Here is a 21,999-nt window from a genome sequence, read left to right as displayed (position 1 = left end):
CTTTTTCATTCTAAGTATATAAGTTCTTGTCGTGACTCGATGACAAGAGCTTCTAATTGAAACACATCAAAAAAGCCGAATAGCCTGATAGATCATTTTTGTAGCCATAATTGTGTCATTCCAAAGGAAGGGGATTGTAATGGGAGACCCTAGCTTCGTCACTATGAGTCGGGCGGTACATTGCAGGATACGGATTATCCTCTTCTTGCGATATAGGCAGCCAATTGCGCACAACATGAGCTACATTAATTCGTGCAAGCACAACCAAATGAAGACCGCCATCGTCGAATGATTGAACTCACTCAAGTAAGGCCGCCTTTGAAGCTAACGCAGCACAGGCTCGCCGGGCAGGCCCTGGCTGTGACGCATGTAACCGCTCACGAGTTGGGTGCAGCGACCTATGGGATCAGCGCCTTACGTTCAGTACAATACATAAGGAAGTGAGGTGTGAGAAAAATGAGAGCCTTTAGCCCAGAACGCCAAACATTGTTGATAAAATCGATGCAGTCAACTTTAAGCAAACTCGAAAATGCCTATAAGAATATGATTGAGAAAGGAACAAACGCAACCCTCGTTAAGAAACGACTGGATGCAGTGAAAATCGCATTAAATAGTCTAGAAAATGCTTGGCATGGAGCAGAATTTTCATACGAAAAGGAAAACATCCTTGAAGCCCGAAAGGTTATAGTTGGTATTCTTCCATCTGTTGAAAAACAGTATGAAAACGCTAAAGAAGGTAGTCCTCAGAAGACGTTACTTGAAAGACGCATTGCTTCTATTGAAGCAGCTATAGAAGCCCTTGAGGACCACACACAATAAATTTTAAGTGAAAAGGATGGCGACTAGTTATACACCGTCTAAAATAGCCTTGATATAAAAATAACATAAGTCTATTAATTTTTTGTTGGAGCAGGAATGTTATTAATGCGGCTCTCGGCGTAAAACGATACTGGATCAAGGATAGAAGACCAGCAGGATTACGCTCAAAAAATAACGCCGGAAACCGAAGCTCCATATTTAACTTGGAAGTATCAGAAGAACAACGACGCTTCGTTGCGTCGTTGTTCTTGTTACCAATTATTACATACCTTATAATCTTATTGTCGTACATTGCGTGCACAGTAAGGAAAATAAAAAATCAAAATGAAGATAAGGAAGTCACACATGAGAAAATTGCTAGTATGCACGTTAGCTATCATGCTATGTTTAGCTGCGTTTACCCCCGCTATCTACGCTTCTGAAGTCCAAGTATCCGTGGATGGCCGTGAAGTACAATTCCCAGATGAACACCCATACGTCGATCAAAGAACCAACCTTACGATGGTTCCACTTGCTTTTGTATCCTACAAGCTCGGAGCTACTACGAAATGGAACAGGAAATTGAAACAAATCACGATCTTGCTTAACCGTGACATCATTATATTGGTGATTGGCGATAATCATGCACTGGTGAATGGAAAAAGAGTAGACTTTGAGGGGGCGGCGGTGCTCAAAAACGGTCGCACGATGGTTCCGCTTCGCTTTATTAGTGAAGCCTTGCATTCAAATGTAGATTGGCAGCCCTCAAACAATCTGGTGAGCATCATGACCTCAGTGGCCCGTGTTCCGAAAGGAACATGGATATGGGACAGTCACATTCTGAAACAGGATCAAGATAAAATTATAAGCTTTGCAAGAATAAAAGGGATAACGGATATTTACCTTCAGGTTGATAGAGATATAGATCCAGCAATATATGAGGGCTTTATTCGAAAAGCAAAGAGCGAAGGAATTCAAGTGGAGGCACTTGAGGGTCGTCCCGCATGGGCCTATAGGTCTAAGCAGGAGGATATTCAAAAATTTATAGCGTGGGTTAAAGCCTATAACGCCTCTGTTGGCCCGGAAGCAAGCTTTTCGGGTTTGCATTTCGATATTGAACCTTATGCGCTAAGTGAATGGACGAAGGACAATAAGACGATTCTTGAAAGCTGGATGGACAATTTGAGACTGATCGAGAAAGAGACCAAAGGGAGCGGATTGAACATTGCGATCGACGTTCCGTTTTGGCTGAATACGATTAATGTACCGGGGAAGGATTACAGTATGAGCGCATGGATGCTGGAGAAGTTCGATTGCCTAGTCATCATGAATTATCGGAATTATGTGTTAGGCAGCAATGGAATTGTGAAGAATGCGCAGGCCATACTGAGAGAAGCCTCCATGCTGAAGAAGAAAGTTGTAGTTGCTGTAGAAACGCTCGAAAGCAAAGAAGGGCCGCGGGTCTCATTCTATTCCATGAGCAGCGAAGTGATGGAAAAAGAGTTGCAATCCGCCCATAATCAATTGGCGCACTACGCAAGCTATGCCGGCTTCGCCATTCACGATTTCAAAAGCTGGAAGGACATGAAATAAGAAGCTGCTTTTTTGCCTCTGGACCAGATTATCCGGTCCCATCGTCGGAGGCGTGGTGGTTGAACAGTACGGTTTGCAACTCGGCGTGGCATCCAGCGCAATCTTTGTGGCGATTGCTGCTGCCGTTTTGTATGGACTACAGAAACGAAAGCTTGAGATCCGTGATTAGCCTATCAGAGGTTGAAATAACAATCAATGACAAGCTAGAGAAGTAGAGTTCATTTAGCTAACTGAATACGGTAGTTGAACCATGATAAAGAGGCGGCTGATCAAACGATCAGCTGCCTTTCGTTTTTGGGGAATAATGAACAGATCAATACGATGGAAGTCAACGAGAAAAACAAGAGTACAAGCGTGTATGATTCATAATTGACTGATAATTCCATTATGTATGCAATTTTAGACATTCAAAATTGAAGTGTCCAAAATATTAGACATCGTCCATCCAAGCTAATTTCACAGTTTCAGCCGTTTGAGCTTATTGTAGAGCGTAGCCCGCGAAATGCCGAGCTGCTTCGCCAGCGTGTACTTGTTCCCGTTGACCGCTTCAATCGCCTCACGCATTAGGTTCCGCTCGTACTCGTCAAGCCTAGCTTGGTAAGTAGCACCGTCGATGGGTGCGGTGCTTGGACCAACACCCTCTCCTGGCTGCGGACTCTTATCGCCGGAATAAATATGGTCTGGCAAATATTCGCGCCGAATCTCTCCTTCGGTAGAGAAGATGACGAGGCGCTCAATGGTGTTACGCAGCTCGCGGATGTTGCCAGGCCAATCGTAATGAAGCAAATCCTCGAATACCTCCGGCGTAAACGAATGGATATGGCGGCCATAAACGAGCGAGAATTCGTGAAGAAAGGACTGTGTCAGCTCGTAAATATCTTCTTTGCGGTCGCGTAAGGGGGGAACCTCCAACGTTACGACGTTTAGCCGGTAATATAGGTCCTCGCGAAAGCTGCCGTCATCAATCATCCGCTTCAAATCACGGTTTGTGGCTGCGATAATCCGGCAGTCGGCCTGCAGCAACTTCGTGCCGCCGACCGGGAAGTAACTCCGTTCTTGGAGCACGCGCAGCAGCTTGACCTGAAGATCAAGAGGCATTTCCCCGATCTCGTCAAGGAATAGGGTGCCGCCGCGGGCCAGTTCGATCTTTCCTTTCTTCCCTTTCGGGTCTGCACCTGAGAAAGCGCCCCGTTCGTAGCCAAATAATTCGCTCTCGAACAGTGCGGCTGGTATGGCTCCGCAATTGATTGCAATGAAGGGGGCGTTCATCGACTCGCGGGACTCGTGGATCGCCTTCGCGAATAATTCTTTTCCGGTACCGCTCTCACCCAGGATAAGCACCGTCGCTTTCGTCGAACTGATCTTCTTGATCGTTTCGATACTGTGTTTAATCGCGCGGCTCGTTCCCTTGATATGCTGAAATGGGTCTGCCGCAGGGTTCAGCAGGGCCACTTCCTTCTGAAGATGATGCACCTTGCTTGTCATCTGCAGCAGCTCTTGATGCAGCCGCATTTGGGTGGTCAGGTCTGATTCCGCCGCAACGGCGCCAATAATCCGATCCTCGAGAGTAACCGGATTCGAATTAATTAGGACGAATAGGTCGTGCCGCGGCCGATGCTGCATTTTATGGGCAGGCTGGCCGGTTTCGAGCGTGCGAAGAGACTGCAGACGATCGATGGGAAAGAAATCCGAAGCAGGCTTGCCGATGATATCGTCTTTCGGAATGGAGAATATATGCTCCGCTCCTGACGTCCAGACGGCTACACATCCTTCCTCGTCAATCAGCGTAATGGCAACGTCCGGGTCCAAGGTATCCAGCGTTGTTGCAAAATAAGCCTCCAGCACCCGGTGAGCCTGGACCGCCGCATCCATAACATCCTGTGCGGAAAGGTAACCGACAGCCTTGCCGTCGTTAAGAACGATCGCCAATGAACAAGAGTTGAAGGCAGCAGAGACTATCGTTAACGGATCATCTGTGTTTACAGTCTTGACGTTGATCAGGATATCTTGAACATTCAGAATGGTTTCGGCGGCCGATACAGGCAGCAGTGCATATTGACCGGACTCATCCCTGACAAAAACAGGGGTAAACTCGGCAGCCATCCGCGCACCCCGGATGGCTACAAGGTCGGTCAGATCTACAATTATGCAGTCCGTGCGGATGAAATGCTCCACGGCCGGCAATAGATGCTTCATTCGATTGCCCCCTATTTTATGGGAAATGTAAATGCTTACAATCTTGTATTAGGGCCATTATACCGGGCTTGTTTTCCAGTGTAAATCATTTGAACATATTTTTGACGACCATCCATAAATTAGCAGGCTTTTCTGCCAGCCGTCGGGTGTAGTACGGGTACCACATGCTGCCGTAGGGCATATAGCAGCGGATTCGATAGCCTTCCTTCGCCAATTGAGCCTGGTCGTTCATTCGCAGGCCGTATAGCATCTGGAATTCGTAGGCATCGTTCGGGATGCCGTTCTTAAGAGCATATCCCTTGACCCAATCGATGATGCGATCATCATGCGAGGCAATGGCGGTGTACACGCCTTGGTCAAGATGCATTTGAATGAGGGTTTTGAAGTTATCGATGACTTCGCTCATTTGCTGATAGGCAACGGATGCCGGCTCCTTGTACGCTCCTTTTACGAGACGGAGGTTTACACCAGCTTCAATCAATCGCTTCACATCTTCTCGTGAACGCAGCAAGTAGGCTTGAATCACAGTCCCGACATTGGTTAATCCCTCCCCGTGAAGGCGAAGAACGATATCGATTGTCGCTTGTGTAAAGGGGGAATCCTCCATATCGATCCGTACGAAATTGTTATCTTGTTCAGCCTGGATGACGATGTCCCGAATGTTGCTATAGCATGCTTCCGGATCAAGGGCCAAGCCCATCTGCGTTGGCTTGAGTGATACGTTGGAGTTCACCTTCCGCATGGCGATCCCATTAATTAAGCGTATATATTCCTCTCTGTAGCCTGCTGCTTCCGATAACTGTGTGATTCCTTCCCCCAGATGATCCAATGTGACGATGATCCCTTTCTCGTTCAACCTCTCAATTTCATCCAACGCTTGCTGCAAGCTGTTACCTGCAATGAATTTAGCTGCTAATTTACGGCCGTAACGAAGGGCAAGATGCTCGACCAGTTTATTGCCGGAAACTGATAATAATACTTTTCGATAGAGTTCAGTACTATCCACGGCTGATTTCTCCTTTCAGGCTGTCATTGCTCGCGCAATGAATCTTTACCAGATTAAACTGCAAGCAAAAATCGTTCCAGACGAAAGAAACAAGCACAGTTGGCACGATAATTGCTTATTATCCAAGAGGACCGGTGGAATAGGGTTTGACGATTCCACCCAAATCACACAAAAAAGGGTGGGTAATAATTATGAGAACTGAATTCAGGAACGAGTCGTTTGTTAACTTTAAGGATGAGCGTAACAATGCGGAATATGACCGCGTACTTGAGCAGACGGAGGCAGGACTTGGCAAAGAGTATCCGCTAATCATCGGAGGTGAGCGCATCATGACTGAGCACAAAGCCGTCTCCATTAACCCTGCGAATAAAGCTCAGCTGGTCGGTATCGTATCTCAGGCGAATGTACAATATGCGGAGCAGGCAATGCAGGCGGCTGCAGCTGCCTTTGAGACTTGGAAGCGGACTGATCCGAATGAGCGTGCTCGTTATTTATTCCGGGCAGCAGCTATTTTGCGCCGGCGCAGACATGAATTTTCCGCCTTGATGACATTTGAGGCTGGGAAGACCCGGGTAGAAGCGGATGTTGAAACGGCGGAGGCGATCGATTTCCTGGAGTTCTATGGACGCGAGATACGGCGGCTTAGCCAGCCGCAGCCATTAACGGTTAGCCAGGAAGAAGAGAATGAGCTGTATTATCTGCCTTTAGGCGTCGGTGTCATCATTCCGCCATGGAACTTTCCATTGGCCATTATGGCAGGCATGACGATGGCTGCCGTTGTATCCGGGAATACCGTCGTCCTTAAACCGGCCAGTCCAACACCTGTCATCGCTGCCAAATTTATGGCACTGCTCGAAGAGGTGGGGTTGCCGTCAGGCGTCGTCAACTTCGTTCCTGGACCGGGTGGGGAGGTCGGCGATTACCTTGTTGACCACCCACTGACCCGTTTCGTCAGCTTTACAGGCTCCCGCGATGTTGGACTCCGCATCAATGAACGGGCGGCCAAGGCGCAGCCTGGGCAAAAATGGATCAAACGTGTCATTGCGGAAATGGGCGGCAAAGATGCGATCATCGTTGATGAGGATGCAGACCTCGATCTCGCGGTGGACGCCATAACGCTGTCCGCCTTCGGTTTCTCCGGGCAGAAGTGTTCGGCTTGTTCCAGGGCTATCGTACATGAGAAAGTCTACGACATCGTGCTGCAACGTGTAGCGGAGCGGGCAAGTCAGCTGATAATGGGTGTCCCGGCAGCCGCCGCAACCGATGTAGGTCCTGTTATTGATGAAAAGGCATACCTCAAAATTCAGGAGTATATCGAAATCGGAAAACAGGAAGGACGCTTGGTTCTTGGTGGCGGCACAGGAGATCCGAACGGATTCTTCATCGAACCGACGATTTTCGCGGATATAGACCCGAATGCCCGGATTTCGCAGGAAGAAATATTCGGTCCGGTGGTTGCATTCACGAAGGCGCAAACCTTTGATGAGGCGGTGGCGTATGCCAACAATACGGATTATGGCTTGACCGGTGCCGTCATTTCTCGTAGCGGGCCGAATCTGGAGAAGGCAAGACGCGAACTTTTCGTTGGCAATCTGTATTTCAATCGCAAATGCACTGGCGCCTTGGTCGGAACGCATCCGTTCGGCGGATTTAATATGTCAGGCACGGATTCAAAAGCCGGCGGTCGGGATTATTTGCTGTTGTTTACGCAGGCAAAGCTGGTAGCTGAGCGCTTCTAACAGGATGAACATCAAATCGCTCAACATATGTAGTCTAAAATATTAGACACGAAATCATGATGTTCATTTTGAATGTTTTTGAGTATAGTCAAGAGGGAACAGTATATTCATTGAAGAGAGCATGCGGGAGGAGGAGAATCTGTTGCTGGGCTATCAATTAGTGCAAGACCAAAGCACGAAGCTGGCGATAACTCCTGAACTGAAGCAATCGATTCATATATTAACCATGTCCGCCGAAGACCTGGTCCGATATTTACAGGAGCAGGAAGCTGAAAACCCGGTCCTTGAGCTGGAATTCAGACGGGATTACGACGCTTATGGCTACAGGAGCAGGGCCACAATCAGCAATGGGTACGAGATGGACCCATTACGGAACGCAAGGCAGTCGGAGGACACGTTGGAGTCAAGGCTTAGGAGCCAACTGCGTATGCTCCCCCTGCCAAGGGAGGTATACCGAATTGCGGCATTTATGGCGGGGAATCTAAGTGATGACGGATATCTGGATATCCCGATCACCGAAATCAGACGGAAGCTTAGCGTATCAGAAGAGCTTATTCGGACCGCGCATGAGGCATTGCAATCGTTAGAGCCTGCCGGTGTCGGCTGCAGAGATTTACGGGAATGCCTGCTGCTGCAGATTATTAGAGATCCGGCGGCCGCTCCGTATGCCTATGAAGTCGCAGACCGGTATATGTCGGAGCTGGCATACGGGAAGCTGGAGAAGATCGCAATGGCTTTGAACATACCCATGGAGACGGCAAGGACGGCATCGGAATATATTCGCGGATTGAATCCTCGTCCGGGGCTGGCGTATGCCTCGTTAGAGCCAGCGTATATCGTTCCGGATGCGATCGTCGAAAACTATGAGGGTGGCTTCATAGTGTCGATCCATCCGGAAAATCTCCCCAAGCTCTCCATTAACAACTCCTCCCGAGAATGGGTTAAGTTGCGGGGATCAGCCGAAGCCACTTCGTATTTGAGCAGCTGCGTCCGATCTGCCCGTTGGCTGGTTCGGAGCTTGGAGAAGAGGAACCGGACGCTGATGAGGGTCGTCAATGCCATTATGGAGGAGCAGCGACAGTTTCTGGTTGAAGGAATCAAGGGAATTGCACCGATGAAGATGAATACGATATCCACCAAACTGGACCTGCATGAATCGACCGTTAGCCGGGCGCTGAACGGTAAATTCGTACTTACGCCGCACGGTGTGCTCCCTCTCAAATATTTTTTCTCCGCTAGACTATCGACGACGGGCGGTAGCGGTGTATCCTCCCGGAGTGTTAAAGCCCGAATCAAGGAGCTTATCGATGCCGAAAATGAAAACATTCCCTATTCGGATCAGCACATAGCGGATATGCTGCGTGCGGAGGGAATCCGGCTGTCTCGCAGAACGGTTGCGAAGTATCGGGAACAAATGCAGATTATGTCCTCCTCGTTCCGCAAGCGTAGATAGAAAAGGGTGTCTCGGACAGGTTTCCGAGACACCCTTTCTTGGGTGCGCCCAGCATGGGCGATAACTTGGAGATGAAAAGTCCGCGTATAGCCGTATGCGCGATATTACAGCGCTCGATTACAAACGAAAAGCTCGCACAGGCAGGATACTATGACTTTCCTGCGCAGTACGAGAGCCTGCGTAACTTGCACTTAAGCGATTGAACCGCCGTATACCGAACTTACGTACGGTGGTGTGGAAGGTCGGCTACTCAACTAATGGGTAGCCTCCCATTCGATTTTCAATCCTCCTGAGGCGGTGCGTTCATTTTCCTTCAGTCGTCTGTTGTATCGGCATCGTTCTGCTCTCGTGTCAGCGAACTTGCAAACGATCCGATTCCCTTCATCATAATGTCAAGCGACTCCATTAAATGGTAGAGGATTACCGGAGGAACGGTGTCGTCATCAGGCATCCCGGCTTCCTCTGCGAGGTTGATGATATGGTCATATCCAATAACCTGCATACAGATCTGATGCAAAAATCCGACCGATTCATAGTAAATGCGGTTCGTCGGATTCATATCCTGCTCACTCATAGAGGCGTTCCGAATATCGCAGCATAGCTTGAACAGATTAACAGCCAATGTTTTCAGAACCGATGAAAGGTCTGCATAGGCGCTTTTGCTGCCGGAAGAAGAATCTTGGTAGTGACTTTCTGCAAAATAATCAGTACGGGTAATTTGCCTTAAGTAAGAGACGGTTCTCTCCGTTAATTCGCAATACGAATGGGGCATGGCAGCATCCGGTGCGGAATCGATCCGGATGCTCTTTAATCGGGAGGCGGCTTCCGTGAGCGGCGTCGCATCGAGCTGCAGCTGCTTCGCGGATTCCCTGAAAGAACGGATCAGTCGTGTCGACACCATCATAACACAATCCGCGGTATCGGCCGGATGTTGTCCCTCGAGAAGTTCTTTTGCCATCCATAATCGATACTTTAATCCCTCGATGGCTGTGATTAACTTGTGCGAAAGTTGATGGGTGGCGACATTTAGCGTGGTCGAAATGATCCAATCGGCTGTATGAGGGCCGTTCACGTGAATGTCTGGATCAACCACCGCATAGGTTCCTTTATCCTCAAGCATCAGCTCCAGTACCCGGTTGGCAAGCACCTCGTTCATATTCACATTCAGGATATTGCTTGAAGAACCATGGATATAATCTGTAATAAATTGCTCCGAATGCTTTCCATCCATGATTTCATCCGTCGCCTTCATAATGAGATTTCCGATTCGCTCCGGCACGATGCTATGGTCTATGCCTGCACGTACGACTGCGCTTTTGACGGAAGCCAAAGCCTTAATAAATTCGCTATGGACGCGAGCGTTCACTTTGGGATATTCTCCGGCAGCGCGCATCGTCTCCACACCGTAGTATGCATGGGAGGGCTCGTTGACCTCTCCGTTCTTGTCCCGCTCAATTCTTAACATCATCATCTCATCCCTTTCGAAAATGTTGTGTCGTCATTTCCTTATGGGGATAACAAGCAATTTTCGTGCCACCAAGATGGGATTTTCCGAGATATGGGCTCTTTGGATGAACAATTCATTCATCAAGACGAGTCCTTCTCTGAAACGTTAATCTTAGCGACCGCTGCATGACTTATTTTCAAAATTGGATAAAGGACCCTAACTCACATGTTAGAAGATTAGTATGAAGGAACGCGCCCACGGCTACCATGGGCTAAAAAGATTCCTCCATTAAAAAATGATGTACAACATAATTTGAGTTTGCTAGAAAAATTAATGTGTACAAAATGCGAGGGTCTGGAAGGCGCGGTGGAGTCGGTGTGAAAAAGGGACCCAATCCAACAACGGAACGGGTCCCTGCTTCATTTCTTACGGCTTGGCGGTTCCGTTAATCTTCTCGAAGTACGGGGCCAGCTTGGAGGCAAGTTGCTCAAACTGCTGCTGTTCTTCTTGAGTCAGCATCTCCTCATGACTGACTCCTTTTTCATCGGTCATCTTCAGCTTTAATTGCACCACCTGCTTGGTCAGCTCCATATACTCCTTGAATTCGTCTTCCGTGAGCTTGCCTTTTGCGGCTTGCAGCATTCCCTCAATCTCTTGATACTCTTCCGGTGATACGCCGTGTAGTTCAATGTTTTCAACAGTTTCGAATATTTCATCGGCTAGATAGGAAGAAGCAAATACGGCAGATGGAATCAGGATTGCTACTGCGATAATACCTGTGAGCATGCGTTTTTTCATGTGAGATCCACCTCTCTTTTCGTTAACATAGTGTTGATAGGACTGCCTTACACGTCCATACAAATCGGGTGGGCAGTGCATCGAATCTGCCACCTGGCGAAGCTCTTCACGCAATTCCTTGTCAATGGACATACGCGTCTCCTCCCGTCATTTCGAATCGTTTCCGGAGTTCTTTCAGTGCCAGATGATGCCTGGATTTCACTGTGCCAACGGGGATCTGCAGAATGTCTGCGATTTCTTCCAGAGTATAGTCGTGAAAATAGCGAAGGATGATGACCACACGTAGTTTGTACGATAACTGGCGGACAAGGCTGAACAGTTCATGCTGCATTTCGGACTGCAGGACAGCTTTGTCTGTCCATTCGAATTGTTCGCAAGTCAGTTGGCGGTTTCGTTCAAAGAGGCGAATTCGTCGCCAGGCCTTTCTCTTCCAATCTTGGACAAGACGGACCGTGATCCCGTGCAACCAAAACCGGAACGGCCGGTTCGGGTCATACTTGTGAATCGACCTCCACATGCGCATATAAACTTAATTCACGATATCCTCAATGTCTTGTTTGTTGTAGACGAGAAAAGCAACCGTTCGATAGACGTCTTGGTGAGTCGCCTGATAGACAAGCAGAAAGGCCGACTCGTCGCCAAGCGTCGCTTTTTCAAGCCAGGCAAGTAACTCTTTATCATTCATGGGGGCCCCTCCTGAACATGTTACAACCCTTAATTCGCTCCCTTAGCGAAAAAGGTTCAGTAAGAGAATAAACTTTTTTGACGATACTCGCCATTATAGGAACTTCTTCGGTGTATCATCCATGTTTTATATCAGAGATTAATTAATCTCCTAAAGTGAAATTACAGGCAATTAAAATGAGATTAACAGGTATTCCGGCGAAGGAGGTCATGGACGAGCTAAGTTTCAGGAATGTAACTCAACTCAAATTTTGATCTTATTTAGGGTAAAGGATGGTAGTTCATATATAGCGTTATTAACATTAATTGGGACTTATGAATTTTGACCTTTTGTGAAAAAATAACAAAGGGTTCCGGGGCTAAGCATGCTGTTAGATTTCATCGCTTCCTCTGAACATAACTTTTATATCCATTGTAAACTACACTAATGTTAGATAGATAAAATGGAAAAGGTGATTCATATGGATAACAACATCAATCTGAAAGTGATGTCCTACAGCATACGGCACGGAAAAGGATTAGATGGGAAAGCAAGTTTGAGCCGCATAGCGGAAGTGATTACAAATGCCCAACCGGATATTGTTGCATTGCAAGGGGTGGACCGTTTTATGCCCCGAAGCGGCTTTCGAGATCAGCTGAAAAGGCTGGCTAAACTGCTCGGGATGCATGCTTGTTTCTCTCCTAGCGTTAATCTCATTATCTTTCAATATGGAAACGCTATTTTAAGCCACTATCCGATAATTTCAAAAGAAATTCAGTATATTGGCGGATCTAAAGAGAGAAGAAGCATCTTAATGGTAAAACTGCAAATTAATGAAGACGTGGTTACAGTAGTAAATACGCATTTGGGGGTACATATGAGGGAACGGATAAAACAGAATCCAATTCTTTGGAGTGTTTTAGAGAAACTGGAACAACCGACAATCCTGGCCGGGGACTTTAATATGGAGATGGGCGATCCTTTCATGAAACAGTTGAACTCCCGATGGAAAAAAATCACGCTTCAGAACAACCTGCCTACCATAGAGAATGGTAAGGAGATCGATCACATCTTTGTAAACATGCCGACAGAACTGGCGACAGCCAGGGTTATTCCTTACGACGCTTCGGATCATTATCCGGTCATTGCAGAACTTCGCTGGCAGTAACTTACGAACTTCAATGAACCTCATGCAGGTGTAGAAGGTTTTATCGGAAATAGAAAAGGGGCTGCTTGGGGCTGGACAATGCAGATAGCGGATCATCGTTATATTTCTCGTTGGACGATGCCATCAAGTAATTAAAAGACCGATGAAGTTCCCTGAACGGAATCTTAGTCGGTCTTATTTTCTGCAAGGAGACTTGATTTTCTGTAAATAAAGATATATGATTGATCCGTCAATTATTGATGAGTCAATGAATTGAAGGAGGTATTTATCATCTCTACATGTCATACAGAAGACCTGCTGTACTTGCTAATGCATTTAAACAAGCATATAGCGACCCGGTTTGAACGATGTGCTGGAGTTAGTCCCAATCGGCTCGAACTCCTATGCAAACTGACGGGTGGCCAAATTAGCCAATCGGATCTGCAGAAGGCAGTGTCTATTGATCCTGCTGCGGTGACCCGTCATGTTCAGCAGCTGGAAGCGGAGGGAATGCTTCTGCGTACCAGATGTGAGAATGACAACCGGATTACGTTGGTTCAGCTGACCGAAGTGGGCAAAAGTAAAGTAGCAACGTTTAGAGCGGAGAAAGATCGATTTATGGAGGACCTGCAGGCAGACCTTACTGAATCAGAACGACTTGCGTTTGTACAAGTGCTACAGAAGCTGAACAGCCAGATTCAACAGATGAAAGAATCTAGTAAGACCAATTAACTTATAGAGATTAAAGGAGAGACTATCATGACTGTAACATCCCTAAACAATGATTATAAAGAAATAATTACCTCCCGTCGCTCTGTGCGTGAGTACGATCCAGCGGTCAAAATCAGCCGTGAGGAAATGACTGAGATTTTGGAAGAAGCAACTTTGGCACCGTCTTCCGTTAATCTTCAGCCTTGGAGATTTCTTGTCGTTGATAGCCCAGAAGGTAAAGCGACGCTTGAAGAGCTTGCCCCAGGTAACAAGACACAAGTTACAACTTCCTCTGCAGTCATTGCCGTTTTCGGAGATATGAACGCATTTGATAATGCTGACGAAATTATGGGTACTGCTGTGGAAAGAGGCTATTTGCCGCAAGAGATTAAAGATCAACTCATGGCTAACTATACTGATCTTTTTGCACGTATACCAGCACAAGCTTTTCGCGAAATGATTCTTATTGATAGCGGCTTGGTATCCATGCAGCTCATGCTTTCTGCTCGTGCCCGTGGATATGATACAAACCCGATTGGCGGATATGACAAATCCCGAATTGCGGAAGCATTTGGTATGGAAAAGGAACGTTATGTACCGGTTATGCTCATATCTGTAGGTAAAGTTGCTAAAGAGGCACGTAGAACAACTCGTCTGCCTATTGACCGCATTGCGGAGTGGAAGTGAGGTTATGACTATGATTATTATTCATGCAGAAATGAAAGTAAACCGTGAAGTAGAAGCGGAATTTCTGGAGTCCGTACAAGAACTTATTGCGTCATCCCGCGCGGAGGCAGGGAATGTGTCGTATAAACTCCTGAAGGATACAGATCAGGATGACACATATGTGATGGTTGAACAATGGAAAGATGATGAAGCAGTAGTGGATCACAATGCGAGCACCCATTTTCAGGCGTTCGTAGCTAATGCTCCAAAATACTTGACAGCTCCGTTACAGGTTCAAGCTTTTACAGGTCAGCCTATTAGAAAATAATTAAAGATCTAAAGTTAAAAAAAGGTCGATCCCTGAGGATTGACCTTTTTTGCGCCAGTTATGATCGTAGAGATATTCCTATAACCGGACTGTTTGTTTATAATTATCTTTTCCTTTTACACTTACTGGATAACAACCTAAACTTGAAGTACAGCCACTAGAATGAGCGATACGATCAACATATGTCATGATCAGAATCCCCAAATACGTAGTCAAAGAGGAGTATGAACAAGGAGGTTAAAAGCCAGAACAACTGGATCTTTACCTTGACACCATGATGTTCAGCCATTCTAAAGATGAAATCAAGTCCGCTTGCGAGAAACTGACTCTAGACACTCTTAATCTAATTTCAGAACGAAGAAACAAGCTCAAAGGATTACGTTCATACCAAGATTGGATGAAGGGATACTACGAAGAGGAAAAAGGAATGCTGAACAAACTTCTAACCGCCTGCGAAAAAGGCCACTATGAAACCGCGTTTTTCGTTGCTATAGGTGTTCAAGATGGATTGGCTCGTATACTGTACGCAGCCGAAAAAGGACACTGGCCTGGCATTTTCGATTTGGGCGAGTATCGGGAATTTTATCATCGCTTCGGGTATCCAGATCTCACTGCGTTGCTGGATCCCAAAGATCTCGAACCGTTGCGAATAGCAATTCTGCAGCTTATAGAAAAATTAGAGAATCACCTTAGAACAGAAGGTGTATCATTGAACCAGTTCGACTCTGTCACTGAATTCGAATCATTTTATATAAACAGAGTATGAGTACATGTCGATAACACAGGTTTTACGGTTATCGGTGTCCAGAAGTGAGAAACGGAGAGTGTATAGACGTGATAGTACAATTTCGGCCATATAGGGATGAGAGCGATTACATGGCGCTTCGCAAGGTGATCACCCAAAAGTTTGCCGACCGTAACCGCCGGTTTTACCCGAGTCTTGGAGATTTTGACTACAACCGCGCCTTCGGCGGTGATAAGTTCCTTCAAAGCCTGACAATCTGTGAAATCGAAGACGGAACGATCATCGGTGCGATCTGGCCGGGGCATTATCGAATTATGTAATCGATTTGGAAACTGCGAATCACGAGCCTCGTTTTCCCGAGGGGTTCAAGGTTCGTCCGATTAAGACGGGTAATATTGAGCAAAAGGTTATGATGATGAGCGGTTCAGCTGGTTGACTGCGCCGGATATGAATATTTACCGTCGTTTGATGTCCTGTCCAACGTACAGTCAGGATTTCGACTTGGTTCTACTAGACGAGGCGAATAGAGTCGTCGGCTTTGCAAATATCTGGCTCGACAGCGAGAACAACATCGCGATTATCGAACCGTTCGGAACGGCTCCCACGCATCGAAGAAGGGGATTGGCGACAAACCTCTTATACGAGTGTATGCGCCGCTTGAAAGAAGTTGGCGTCAGCAAGCTCTACATTAATCATGGGGGAATGCGGACGCTAGATCCTGAACCGGATGAAGCGATGCGCGTCTACACGAGGGTTGGCTTCCAAGAACTTGGAAATATGTTTGTATGGTGTAAGTCATTCTCATGAACTCTTAATAAACAGTTCCAGGAAAGATGCGGAAATAAAGCAATGGGTTACTTGCTTTCACATCGTTTGAAAGTTGGCTGTGATCTTTTAACTCGTACAGGTATGAAGCTTGATGAAATTGCACGCGCTACCGGATTTGAGTATGACACTTACTTTAGTCGGAGTCATCCAACTCAATTGACAGAGACCAGCTTAACAATTAATGTATTGGAGGATACAAGGTCATTTTATTTTTGGAGGATTTTATGAATCAACGTTATCGGATTACGAGATCCATGCAACCAAATTCAAGTGGTCAAGAGATTTCATTGGAAGAATGCCAAGCTTATTTTTCATCCAAAGCTGATTTTACTTATCAGACGGTGCTGACTGTAAAAGGGGAGGAAAGCACCATGTTTATAGAAGGGGATTTCTTTATGTGGAAACAGGGTGAAGCCCTTATTCCATTCAGACACTATATGGGGGAGTTGTATGTAGCCGTCTCTCATCAAGAAATCGTGCCCCTCATGATCGAAATTGCAACTGATTTTCGGGCAGATATCGTGGAAGGGTAATGTCTTTATTGCCGATTAGATGAATATCTAACTAGATGAGAAGCTTCCCAAAACAAACGACAAGTAGTAAGGCTCTAATTCTGCCTCTGTGATCTTTCATTACAACACATAACCGACCCGGTTTTGGGTCGGTAGTATGTGAGCGTTTTATTTTACAGAAGTTAGATGCCCCGAATTTGGCTCCACATGGACACCATGTCGATCCAGCCCCGATGCTCGGCGATCTTGCCGTCCACAACGCGATATTGACGGTAAAGCGTGACATCAATCGTATTGCCCGTAGGCGCGGTTCCAAAGAATATTCCTTGATGTGTGCCTTTCACAGTCATTCTCACGAGCACCTTATCCCCTTGACCGATGATCTCTTCTACGGTGTAGCGTTTATCGGGAAATGCCTCCAAGATCGTTGCAGCGAATTTTTTTAGGCCTTCCTTGGATTGATAAGAGAGCTCTTGATAATCGTCGGTCAGAAATCGATCCACAGAGTCCAATTCACTCTGATTCCAAAATGCCTCGATAAATTGGTTTACCGTCTCCACATTGGTTTGTTCTATCGTTTTCATCCTTAAACATCTCCTTATGAATGGGTTATTAGGAATTGACTTAACGACGAAATGCCGTTCTTCATAGGCGGTTATTGAGCTTGGATTTGAGGCAAAAGCGTGGCCGTATCGAACCAGCCGCAGTGATCAGCGATGTTCCCGTCGATGACGCGAAATTCGCGGAACTGTGTCGCCTTCACGGTTCTGCCTGTAGGTGCATTTCCTGCAAAATGACCATCATGCACGGCCGTCATGAAGATTCTAGCGATGACCTTCTCGCCTTGGGCAAGAATTTCCTCCACGGTAAACCGCCGATCCGTAAATGCCTCAACGATTTGCGGTGCAAAGAATTGATCGGTCTTCTCCAACATGCTCCGATTCGTAATGTCCTCGATAAACGCGGTCACCGCTGCTACATTTCTTTGTTCCATCGTTTTCATACAAAACAGCTCCTTTTTCGTTGTTTGTTGAAATCAGTTGTACTGGGTCAAAACAAATTAGATTTTATCCATGAACAGGGACAATGGAATGCAATCGGCTAATGCTCTGAATCCCGCATCGCAAGGATGAAGATGATCCCCGAAATCATAGTCGGAAAGCAGTTGTTCAGGACGCTGCGGATCAGCCAGCGCATTGTTAAAGTCTATAATGCCGTCAAATACTTCGTTGGTTCGGATCCACCGATTCACTTCTTGCCGGGTGAGTTCCTTTTCATTGGAGTAGTAAGGGGCGCCGCCAAATGGTGGGAGTGTGCCAGCAAAAATGCGAAGTCCTTTCTCATGTACTTTGGCTACCAATTCTCTCATTCCACCAATAATCTGATCCGCGGTCGCGTTTCCGAGTCCGATATCATTTATACCTTCGAGAAAGATTACATCGGTAATTCCAGAATGAGACAATATATCACGATCCAGCCGGGAAAGTGCACTCTGTCCACCTATTGGCAAACCGACCTCAGGACCATTTTTCAAAATTTGATTGCCAACGATTCCTGCATTGAGCACGGAGATCGGAGAGGCTGGATTTTCTCGATGAAGTCGTTCAAAGAAAATATCCGGCCAACGATGGTTAGCATCTTGAGTAGACGTACTCCCTTCTGTAATGGAATCACCAAAGGCGGCAATGACTCGAAAATGCTCATCTTGTGATAAAACCTCCATACCCGAAAGCCAGTAGTATGAATGAATCTTCTTTCGAAAAAAATCCGCGTTGCTATCGTCGGTATGGTTTCCCTCGGCAACATAAGTGGACCTAGGAGGCGAAAAATGCCATGTTGAGGTAGGGGTCGACTCAGGTACATAAACGCTGACGGTTACGTCAACATGTTCCTTTACTTGGAGATCGACAGGATCCGTATATATTTCTTTTCCTGCAGGGATAACGATGGTGAGTTGGCCATTCAAGGTAACTTGTCGACCGGTTCCGGGAACGAATTCCCCATTTTTTGCGGATAAAGCTGCCGTCACTGTGCCGAATACCGCAGGCTTGGAACCGTAAAGATTGGATAACTTCAGCCGGATCTTGGAACCAAAGGCATGCGGATGTATAATCATTCGGAGGGTCTGATCCTCGAATCGCTCTTCGGCAAAGTTCCCATCAACGTACGTTTGACTTGCAAACCAAGATCCCATCCAATGGCTGTCAGAATCCATCTGTTCATTCATTATCAAGAAGAAACATCTCCTTTGGTATTATGTTACCATTTGGTAACATAATAGTAATAAGAAAAAAATCTATCGACGTACTTTCAAAGAAGACAGATCGCTTTTAGCTATAGTTTTTCTTGCGAGATAAGGGCGTTAAACCGCGGAAATTTATACTTTCTGATCTCTTAAAAAAGGCTTGTGCTGTTAGTTTGCTGCCACAGCTGCTGTTGCTGTAAGCTTACGGGTGAGATCCACGAAACTGCCCACCGCATCTCGAACCCGGTCTCTCATTCCCTCATCTATCGGAGCGCCGTCGGGACCGAATGTATTCGATCCATATCCGATCGAAATCCACTGCGAACAGTTAATACCGTGCAAATTACGTACAATAGTCTGCAAATGCGAGAGCGAGCTTACTCCGAGCGGACCACCTGCGGAACTTACGGAAAGCACTGCCTTGCCCGCAACCTGGCTTCCGGTAATATAGTCCAAGGCATTTTTAAGAGCTCCTGATACTGAGCCATGGTATTCCGGGGTAGCAAGGACCAAACCGTCCCCATCTGCAATTGCCTCCAAGACCTGCTTAACATTGGGATGGAAATCCCAGTTATCAGGTGAAAAAAGCGGCAGCGGCAGCTCCGATAAATCGACAAAGGTGACCGGAATGTGCTGGGCTTTCAAAAGGCTTTCGATGTACTTGAGAAGGTACGTGCTTGTGGCGTTTGCGCGGTTGCTTCCCGCAATCAACGTTATTTTCATCTTCAACATCACCTTTCATTTTTAAAAAGTTGGTTGTGGGCAGATGGATTTGTATGTCGCCGGCTGACAAACAGGTCCGTTTGTGATAAAATGTGACCATTAGGTAACTTGTTGTGTTTTTATAATACGTTACCAAATAGTAACGTGTCAAGAGATTCAAACGAAATTATTTCAAATCGACAGAAAGGGGGTGTTTCGATTGGAGAATGACACATTCAAAGCACTTGCGGATCCCAGCCGCCGTAAGCTTTTGGACCTGCTTCACGCTTCAGACGGACAGACGCTGAACGATCTCTGCGCGCCACTAGACATGTCCCGGTTCGGCGTCATGAAGCATCTGAATATATTGGAGGAAGCCGAGCTCATTACCACGAGAAAAGTTGGGCGGGAAAAGTTACACTATTTGAATTCGGTGCCCATACGTCAAATTTATGAGCGGTGGGTGAGTAAATACGCCGAACCATGGGCGGCCCAGTTAACATCTCTTCAAAAAGAAATGGAGCTTGATACGAATATGGATAAGAAACCCCGGAATATAAACCAGATAGCGATTAAAGCAAAGCCTGAACAAGTGTGGCAAGCTCTCACGGATCCGACCAAAACGTCGAAATTTTGGTTCAACTGCGCCATCCGAACCACCTGGGAAATCGAATCTCCATTCGAACTATGGAACGGGGAAGAGAAGAAAGCTGAAGGAATCATTCTGGAACTTGATCCTCCGAATAAGCTCGTGATGAGTTGGCGTTTTACTTCGTTTCCGGGCACGGAGGGTGACACCCAGTCGCGCATTACGTGGGAGATCGGTTCGCATGCCGAACTTCATGGCGTGACGCTCGTAACCGTTATACATGATGAATTCGAACAGGCGATGAGCACTGCAAAAATTCTTGAGAACGGGTTGCCGATTGTACTTTCAGGTATGAAGACGTTGCTTGAAACCGGAGAGATGCTCGCTGACCACTAAAAACCCAGCACATGTTATTGAAACCATTAATAAACAAGACATCAAAGAAGACTACTGGCTCACTGTGTTTTCTGATGAAAAACGGATGGTTATGATGCGGAGGGATATATCATCAAAAGTACAGAGTTTCTCATGATGTTAAACCTGGATAGCTGGCCAATTGAAACAGAAAACAAGATCATCAAGCCCAATTGTGATATTAGTAATCGCGTGGAGGATTATGGATAGGGGCTGATCCATAATCTTCCACGCAATTACAATGGACCAATTCCCTTAGCATGTTTTGCGGCATTATGACCGGCAATGGATACCAGCATATCCTGGAATCCATTGCCTTTTTAGCTTTGCTTTAACCTTGGACTATCTTGATCGTGTCACGTATGACCAAGCTAGTAGGCAGCATGACTTTCTTTTTGCCGTAAGACGAGCCTTCGGTGATGTCGTGCAGCAGCTTGGCACTCTCATAGCCGAGGACGTCGAAATATTGCTTCACGGTGCTCAAGGCCACCTTGGCGAATTTGGAGCTTTCGAAATCGTCAAAGCCCATTAGGGATACTTGTTCGGGGATACGTATGTCAAGTACGGTGAGCTGTTCGATTACCTCAAGGGCCCGCTTGTCGTTCGCGCAGAACAGCGCGGTCAGCTCTCCGTCTTGGATAAGGCGCGCAAGCGCAGCATAGTCCAGTTCCTTATTCAGGAACAAGAGCGAATCGGGTATAGGAAGGGACGCATTCGACATGGCATTGCAATAACCGTTATATCTGTCAATCTCCGGGCTCAGATGATAGTCGTAAGCCGCGAATCCGATTCGTCGATGTCCTTGCTGGATCAAGTATTCTACGGCTTCATAAGCACCGTCATGGTTGTTACAGGTGACAACGTTGACCGGATAGCCGGAAGGGGAACGATCAAGCATAACGAATGGAATCGATTTTTTTCGAATCTCTCCAAGATAGCCCTTTGCAGCTTCGGGATCAGAGGAATAGATGAGTAATCCTCTTAGCTCCGTTTGAATCAGTCCCAGAATGAGCTCACGTTCCTGTTCGAAGTCGTTCTCCACGAATTCGATGATCAGCTTGCAGCCATGCTGGCCTAGAAATGACTGAATGCCTCTCATGATCTGCATATACGAACTGTCGTAAAGGTCGATGCCGGAGATGACGAAGGCCACCAAATTGGAGGTCTTCTCCGAGACGGCTGCTTGGCTGGCGACAAAGCTCCCCTTACCTCTGATGCGGTAGATCACGCCTTCGTTCACCAACTCTGACAGCGCTTTACGCACAGTGATGGAGCTGACATCCAGCAGCTTGGAGAATTCCGACTCGCTAGGAATCCGATCGTCCTTCGTAAATTCCCGATTCTCGATCTGGGATAAGACATAGTCTTTTACCATCTGGTACTTTGGCTGAGCCAAGTCCTTATTGCTCAAGTAGGTT

General features: G+C 46.7%; 24 protein-coding genes and 3 pseudogenes. 17 read left to right on the top strand and 10 right to left on the bottom strand.

Annotated elements, in window-relative coordinates; translation table 11 throughout:
• Positions 1–252 precede the first annotated feature (252 nt).
• The 3 genes from J7E85_RS08705 to J7E85_RS08695 all read left to right on the top strand — a co-directional run bounded on the left by J7E85_RS08705 (position 253) and on the right by J7E85_RS08695 (position 2,391).
• Positions 253–444: a putative immunity protein gene (locus J7E85_RS08705; protein ID WP_215156924.1), complete on the top strand. Its 192-nt coding sequence runs from the start codon at positions 253–255 to the stop codon at positions 442–444.
• A gap of 12 nt (positions 445–456) precedes the next feature.
• Complete coding sequence (locus J7E85_RS08700) at positions 457–819, top strand: hypothetical protein (protein WP_215157168.1); 363 nt, start codon at positions 457–459, stop codon at positions 817–819.
• 345 nt (positions 820–1,164) lie between these two features.
• Positions 1,165–2,391, top strand: coding sequence for a copper amine oxidase N-terminal domain-containing protein (locus J7E85_RS08695; RefSeq protein ID WP_215156919.1), 1,227 nt, complete (start codon positions 1,165–1,167; stop codon positions 2,389–2,391).
• A gap of 456 nt (positions 2,392–2,847) precedes the next feature.
• On the opposite strand, the gene J7E85_RS08685 is transcribed toward J7E85_RS08695, so the two are convergent.
• Together J7E85_RS08685 and J7E85_RS08680 are read right to left on the bottom strand one after the other, a co-directional pair.
• Positions 2,848–4,587 carry a sigma-54 interaction domain-containing protein gene (locus J7E85_RS08685; RefSeq protein WP_215156917.1) on the bottom strand — a complete coding sequence of 580 codons (1,740 nt, stop codon included), beginning with the start codon at positions 4,585–4,587 and terminating at the stop codon, positions 2,848–2,850.
• 85 nt (positions 4,588–4,672) lie between these two features.
• Positions 4,673–5,593 (bottom strand): proline dehydrogenase family protein, encoded by a 921-nt coding sequence (locus J7E85_RS08680; protein ID WP_215156915.1) that lies wholly within the window; start codon positions 5,591–5,593, stop codon positions 4,673–4,675.
• Positions 5,594–5,784: 191 nt separating this feature from the next.
• Between J7E85_RS08680 and pruA the strand changes: the two genes are divergently transcribed.
• The 3 genes from pruA (at position 5,785) to J7E85_RS08665 (ending at position 8,988) form a co-directional block, all read left to right on the top strand.
• Positions 5,785–7,332, top strand: coding sequence for an L-glutamate gamma-semialdehyde dehydrogenase (gene pruA, locus J7E85_RS08675; RefSeq protein ID WP_215156913.1), 1,548 nt, complete (start codon positions 5,785–5,787; stop codon positions 7,330–7,332).
• 142 nt (positions 7,333–7,474) lie between these two features.
• Entirely contained in the window at positions 7,475–8,785 is a 1,311-nt protein-coding gene (gene rpoN, locus J7E85_RS08670; protein ID WP_251035576.1) for an RNA polymerase factor sigma-54, read from the top strand.
• Between the two features lie 53 nt (positions 8,786–8,838).
• Positions 8,839–8,988: a hypothetical protein gene (locus J7E85_RS08665; RefSeq protein WP_215156911.1), complete on the top strand. Its 150-nt coding sequence runs from the start codon at positions 8,839–8,841 to the stop codon at positions 8,986–8,988.
• A gap of 110 nt (positions 8,989–9,098) precedes the next feature.
• Here J7E85_RS08665 and J7E85_RS08660 read toward each other — a convergent pair whose 3' ends face one another.
• Complete coding sequence (locus tag J7E85_RS08660; protein ID WP_215156909.1) at positions 9,099–10,253, bottom strand: lyase family protein; 1,155 nt, start codon at positions 10,251–10,253, stop codon at positions 9,099–9,101.
• Positions 10,254–10,429: 176 nt separating this feature from the next.
• Between J7E85_RS08660 and J7E85_RS35125 the strand changes: the two are divergent.
• Positions 10,430–10,568 (top strand): annotated as a pseudogene (locus J7E85_RS35125) (DNA alkylation repair protein); the annotation flags it as partial.
• 90 nt (positions 10,569–10,658) lie between these two features.
• On the opposite strand, the gene J7E85_RS08655 reads toward J7E85_RS35125, so the two are convergent.
• Positions 10,659–11,162: a DUF3600 domain-containing protein gene (locus tag J7E85_RS08655; protein ID WP_215156907.1), complete on the bottom strand. Its 504-nt coding sequence runs from the start codon at positions 11,160–11,162 to the stop codon at positions 10,659–10,661.
• Positions 11,152–11,715, bottom strand: a pseudogene (locus tag J7E85_RS08650) (sigma-70 family RNA polymerase sigma factor). Before J7E85_RS08650 ends, J7E85_RS08655 begins: the two are co-directional and overlap by 11 nt.
• A 460-nt stretch (positions 11,716–12,175) precedes the next feature.
• On the opposite strand from J7E85_RS08650, the gene J7E85_RS08645 reads away from it, so the two are divergent.
• From J7E85_RS08645 to J7E85_RS08610, 9 genes and pseudogenes are all read left to right on the top strand, one after another.
• Positions 12,176–12,862: an endonuclease/exonuclease/phosphatase family protein gene (locus tag J7E85_RS08645; protein ID WP_215156900.1), complete on the top strand. Its 687-nt coding sequence runs from the start codon at positions 12,176–12,178 to the stop codon at positions 12,860–12,862.
• A 252-nt stretch (positions 12,863–13,114) separates the two neighbouring features.
• Positions 13,115–13,573, top strand: a complete 459-nt coding sequence (locus J7E85_RS08640) for a MarR family winged helix-turn-helix transcriptional regulator (protein WP_215156898.1) — start codon at positions 13,115–13,117, stop codon at positions 13,571–13,573.
• A 27-nt stretch (positions 13,574–13,600) separates the two neighbouring features.
• Positions 13,601–14,239, top strand: a complete 639-nt coding sequence (locus J7E85_RS08635) for a nitroreductase family protein (RefSeq protein WP_215156896.1) — start codon at positions 13,601–13,603, stop codon at positions 14,237–14,239.
• A 10-nt stretch (positions 14,240–14,249) separates the two neighbouring features.
• Entirely contained in the window at positions 14,250–14,546 is a 297-nt protein-coding gene (locus tag J7E85_RS08630) for a putative quinol monooxygenase (RefSeq protein ID WP_215156894.1), read from the top strand.
• A 274-nt stretch (positions 14,547–14,820) separates the two neighbouring features.
• Positions 14,821–15,312, top strand: a complete 492-nt coding sequence (locus J7E85_RS08625; protein WP_251035575.1) for a hypothetical protein — start codon at positions 14,821–14,823, stop codon at positions 15,310–15,312.
• A 68-nt stretch (positions 15,313–15,380) separates the two neighbouring features.
• A complete protein-coding gene (locus tag J7E85_RS33905; RefSeq protein WP_251035574.1) occupies positions 15,381–15,611 on the top strand; it encodes a hypothetical protein in 231 nt (76 codons plus the stop codon).
• A 127-nt stretch (positions 15,612–15,738) separates the two neighbouring features.
• The gene (locus tag J7E85_RS33900; protein ID WP_251035573.1) at positions 15,739–16,098 is read left to right on the top strand and encodes a GNAT family N-acetyltransferase; all 360 of its coding nucleotides are present in this window, start codon (positions 15,739–15,741) and stop codon (positions 16,096–16,098) included.
• A gap of 12 nt (positions 16,099–16,110) precedes the next feature.
• Positions 16,111–16,347, top strand: a pseudogene (locus J7E85_RS08615) (helix-turn-helix domain-containing protein); the annotation flags it as partial.
• Positions 16,344–16,652: a hypothetical protein gene (locus J7E85_RS08610; RefSeq protein ID WP_215156892.1), complete on the top strand. Its 309-nt coding sequence runs from the start codon at positions 16,344–16,346 to the stop codon at positions 16,650–16,652. The pseudogene J7E85_RS08615 and the gene J7E85_RS08610, both read left to right, overlap by 4 nt.
• A gap of 161 nt (positions 16,653–16,813) precedes the next feature.
• Here J7E85_RS08610 and J7E85_RS08605 read toward each other — a convergent pair whose 3' ends face one another.
• From J7E85_RS08605 to J7E85_RS08590, 4 genes are all read right to left on the bottom strand, one after another.
• Positions 16,814–17,215, bottom strand: coding sequence for an ester cyclase (locus J7E85_RS08605; protein ID WP_215156891.1), 402 nt, complete (start codon positions 17,213–17,215; stop codon positions 16,814–16,816).
• 71 nt (positions 17,216–17,286) lie between these two features.
• A complete protein-coding gene (locus J7E85_RS08600) occupies positions 17,287–17,634 on the bottom strand; it encodes an ester cyclase (protein WP_215156889.1) in 348 nt (115 codons plus the stop codon).
• A gap of 57 nt (positions 17,635–17,691) precedes the next feature.
• Positions 17,692–18,858: an SGNH/GDSL hydrolase family protein gene (locus J7E85_RS08595; RefSeq protein WP_215157164.1), complete on the bottom strand. Its 1,167-nt coding sequence runs from the start codon at positions 18,856–18,858 to the stop codon at positions 17,692–17,694.
• A 186-nt stretch (positions 18,859–19,044) separates the two neighbouring features.
• Entirely contained in the window at positions 19,045–19,599 is a 555-nt protein-coding gene (locus tag J7E85_RS08590; RefSeq protein WP_215156887.1) for an NADPH-dependent FMN reductase, read from the bottom strand.
• A 199-nt stretch (positions 19,600–19,798) separates the two neighbouring features.
• Here J7E85_RS08590 and J7E85_RS08585 point away from each other — a divergent pair, with 199 nt between their 5' ends.
• On the top strand, positions 19,799–20,563 hold the full coding sequence (locus J7E85_RS08585; RefSeq protein WP_215156885.1) for an ArsR/SmtB family transcription factor: 765 nt from the start codon (positions 19,799–19,801) through the stop codon (positions 20,561–20,563).
• Between the two features lie 349 nt (positions 20,564–20,912).
• Here the strand turns inward: J7E85_RS08585 and J7E85_RS08580 are convergent, their stop codons facing one another.
• A complete protein-coding gene (locus tag J7E85_RS08580) occupies positions 20,913–21,992 on the bottom strand; it encodes a substrate-binding domain-containing protein (protein ID WP_215156883.1) in 1,080 nt (359 codons plus the stop codon).
• Positions 21,993–21,999: the final 7 nt, after the last annotated feature.

The organism is Paenibacillus sp. ISL-20 (assembly GCF_018613005.1).
Lineage (GTDB): Bacteria > Bacillota > Bacilli > Paenibacillales > Paenibacillaceae > Paenibacillus_AQ.
Note: the sequence above shows the minus strand (reverse complement) of the source record. Positions and strands in the feature narration are given on the sequence as shown.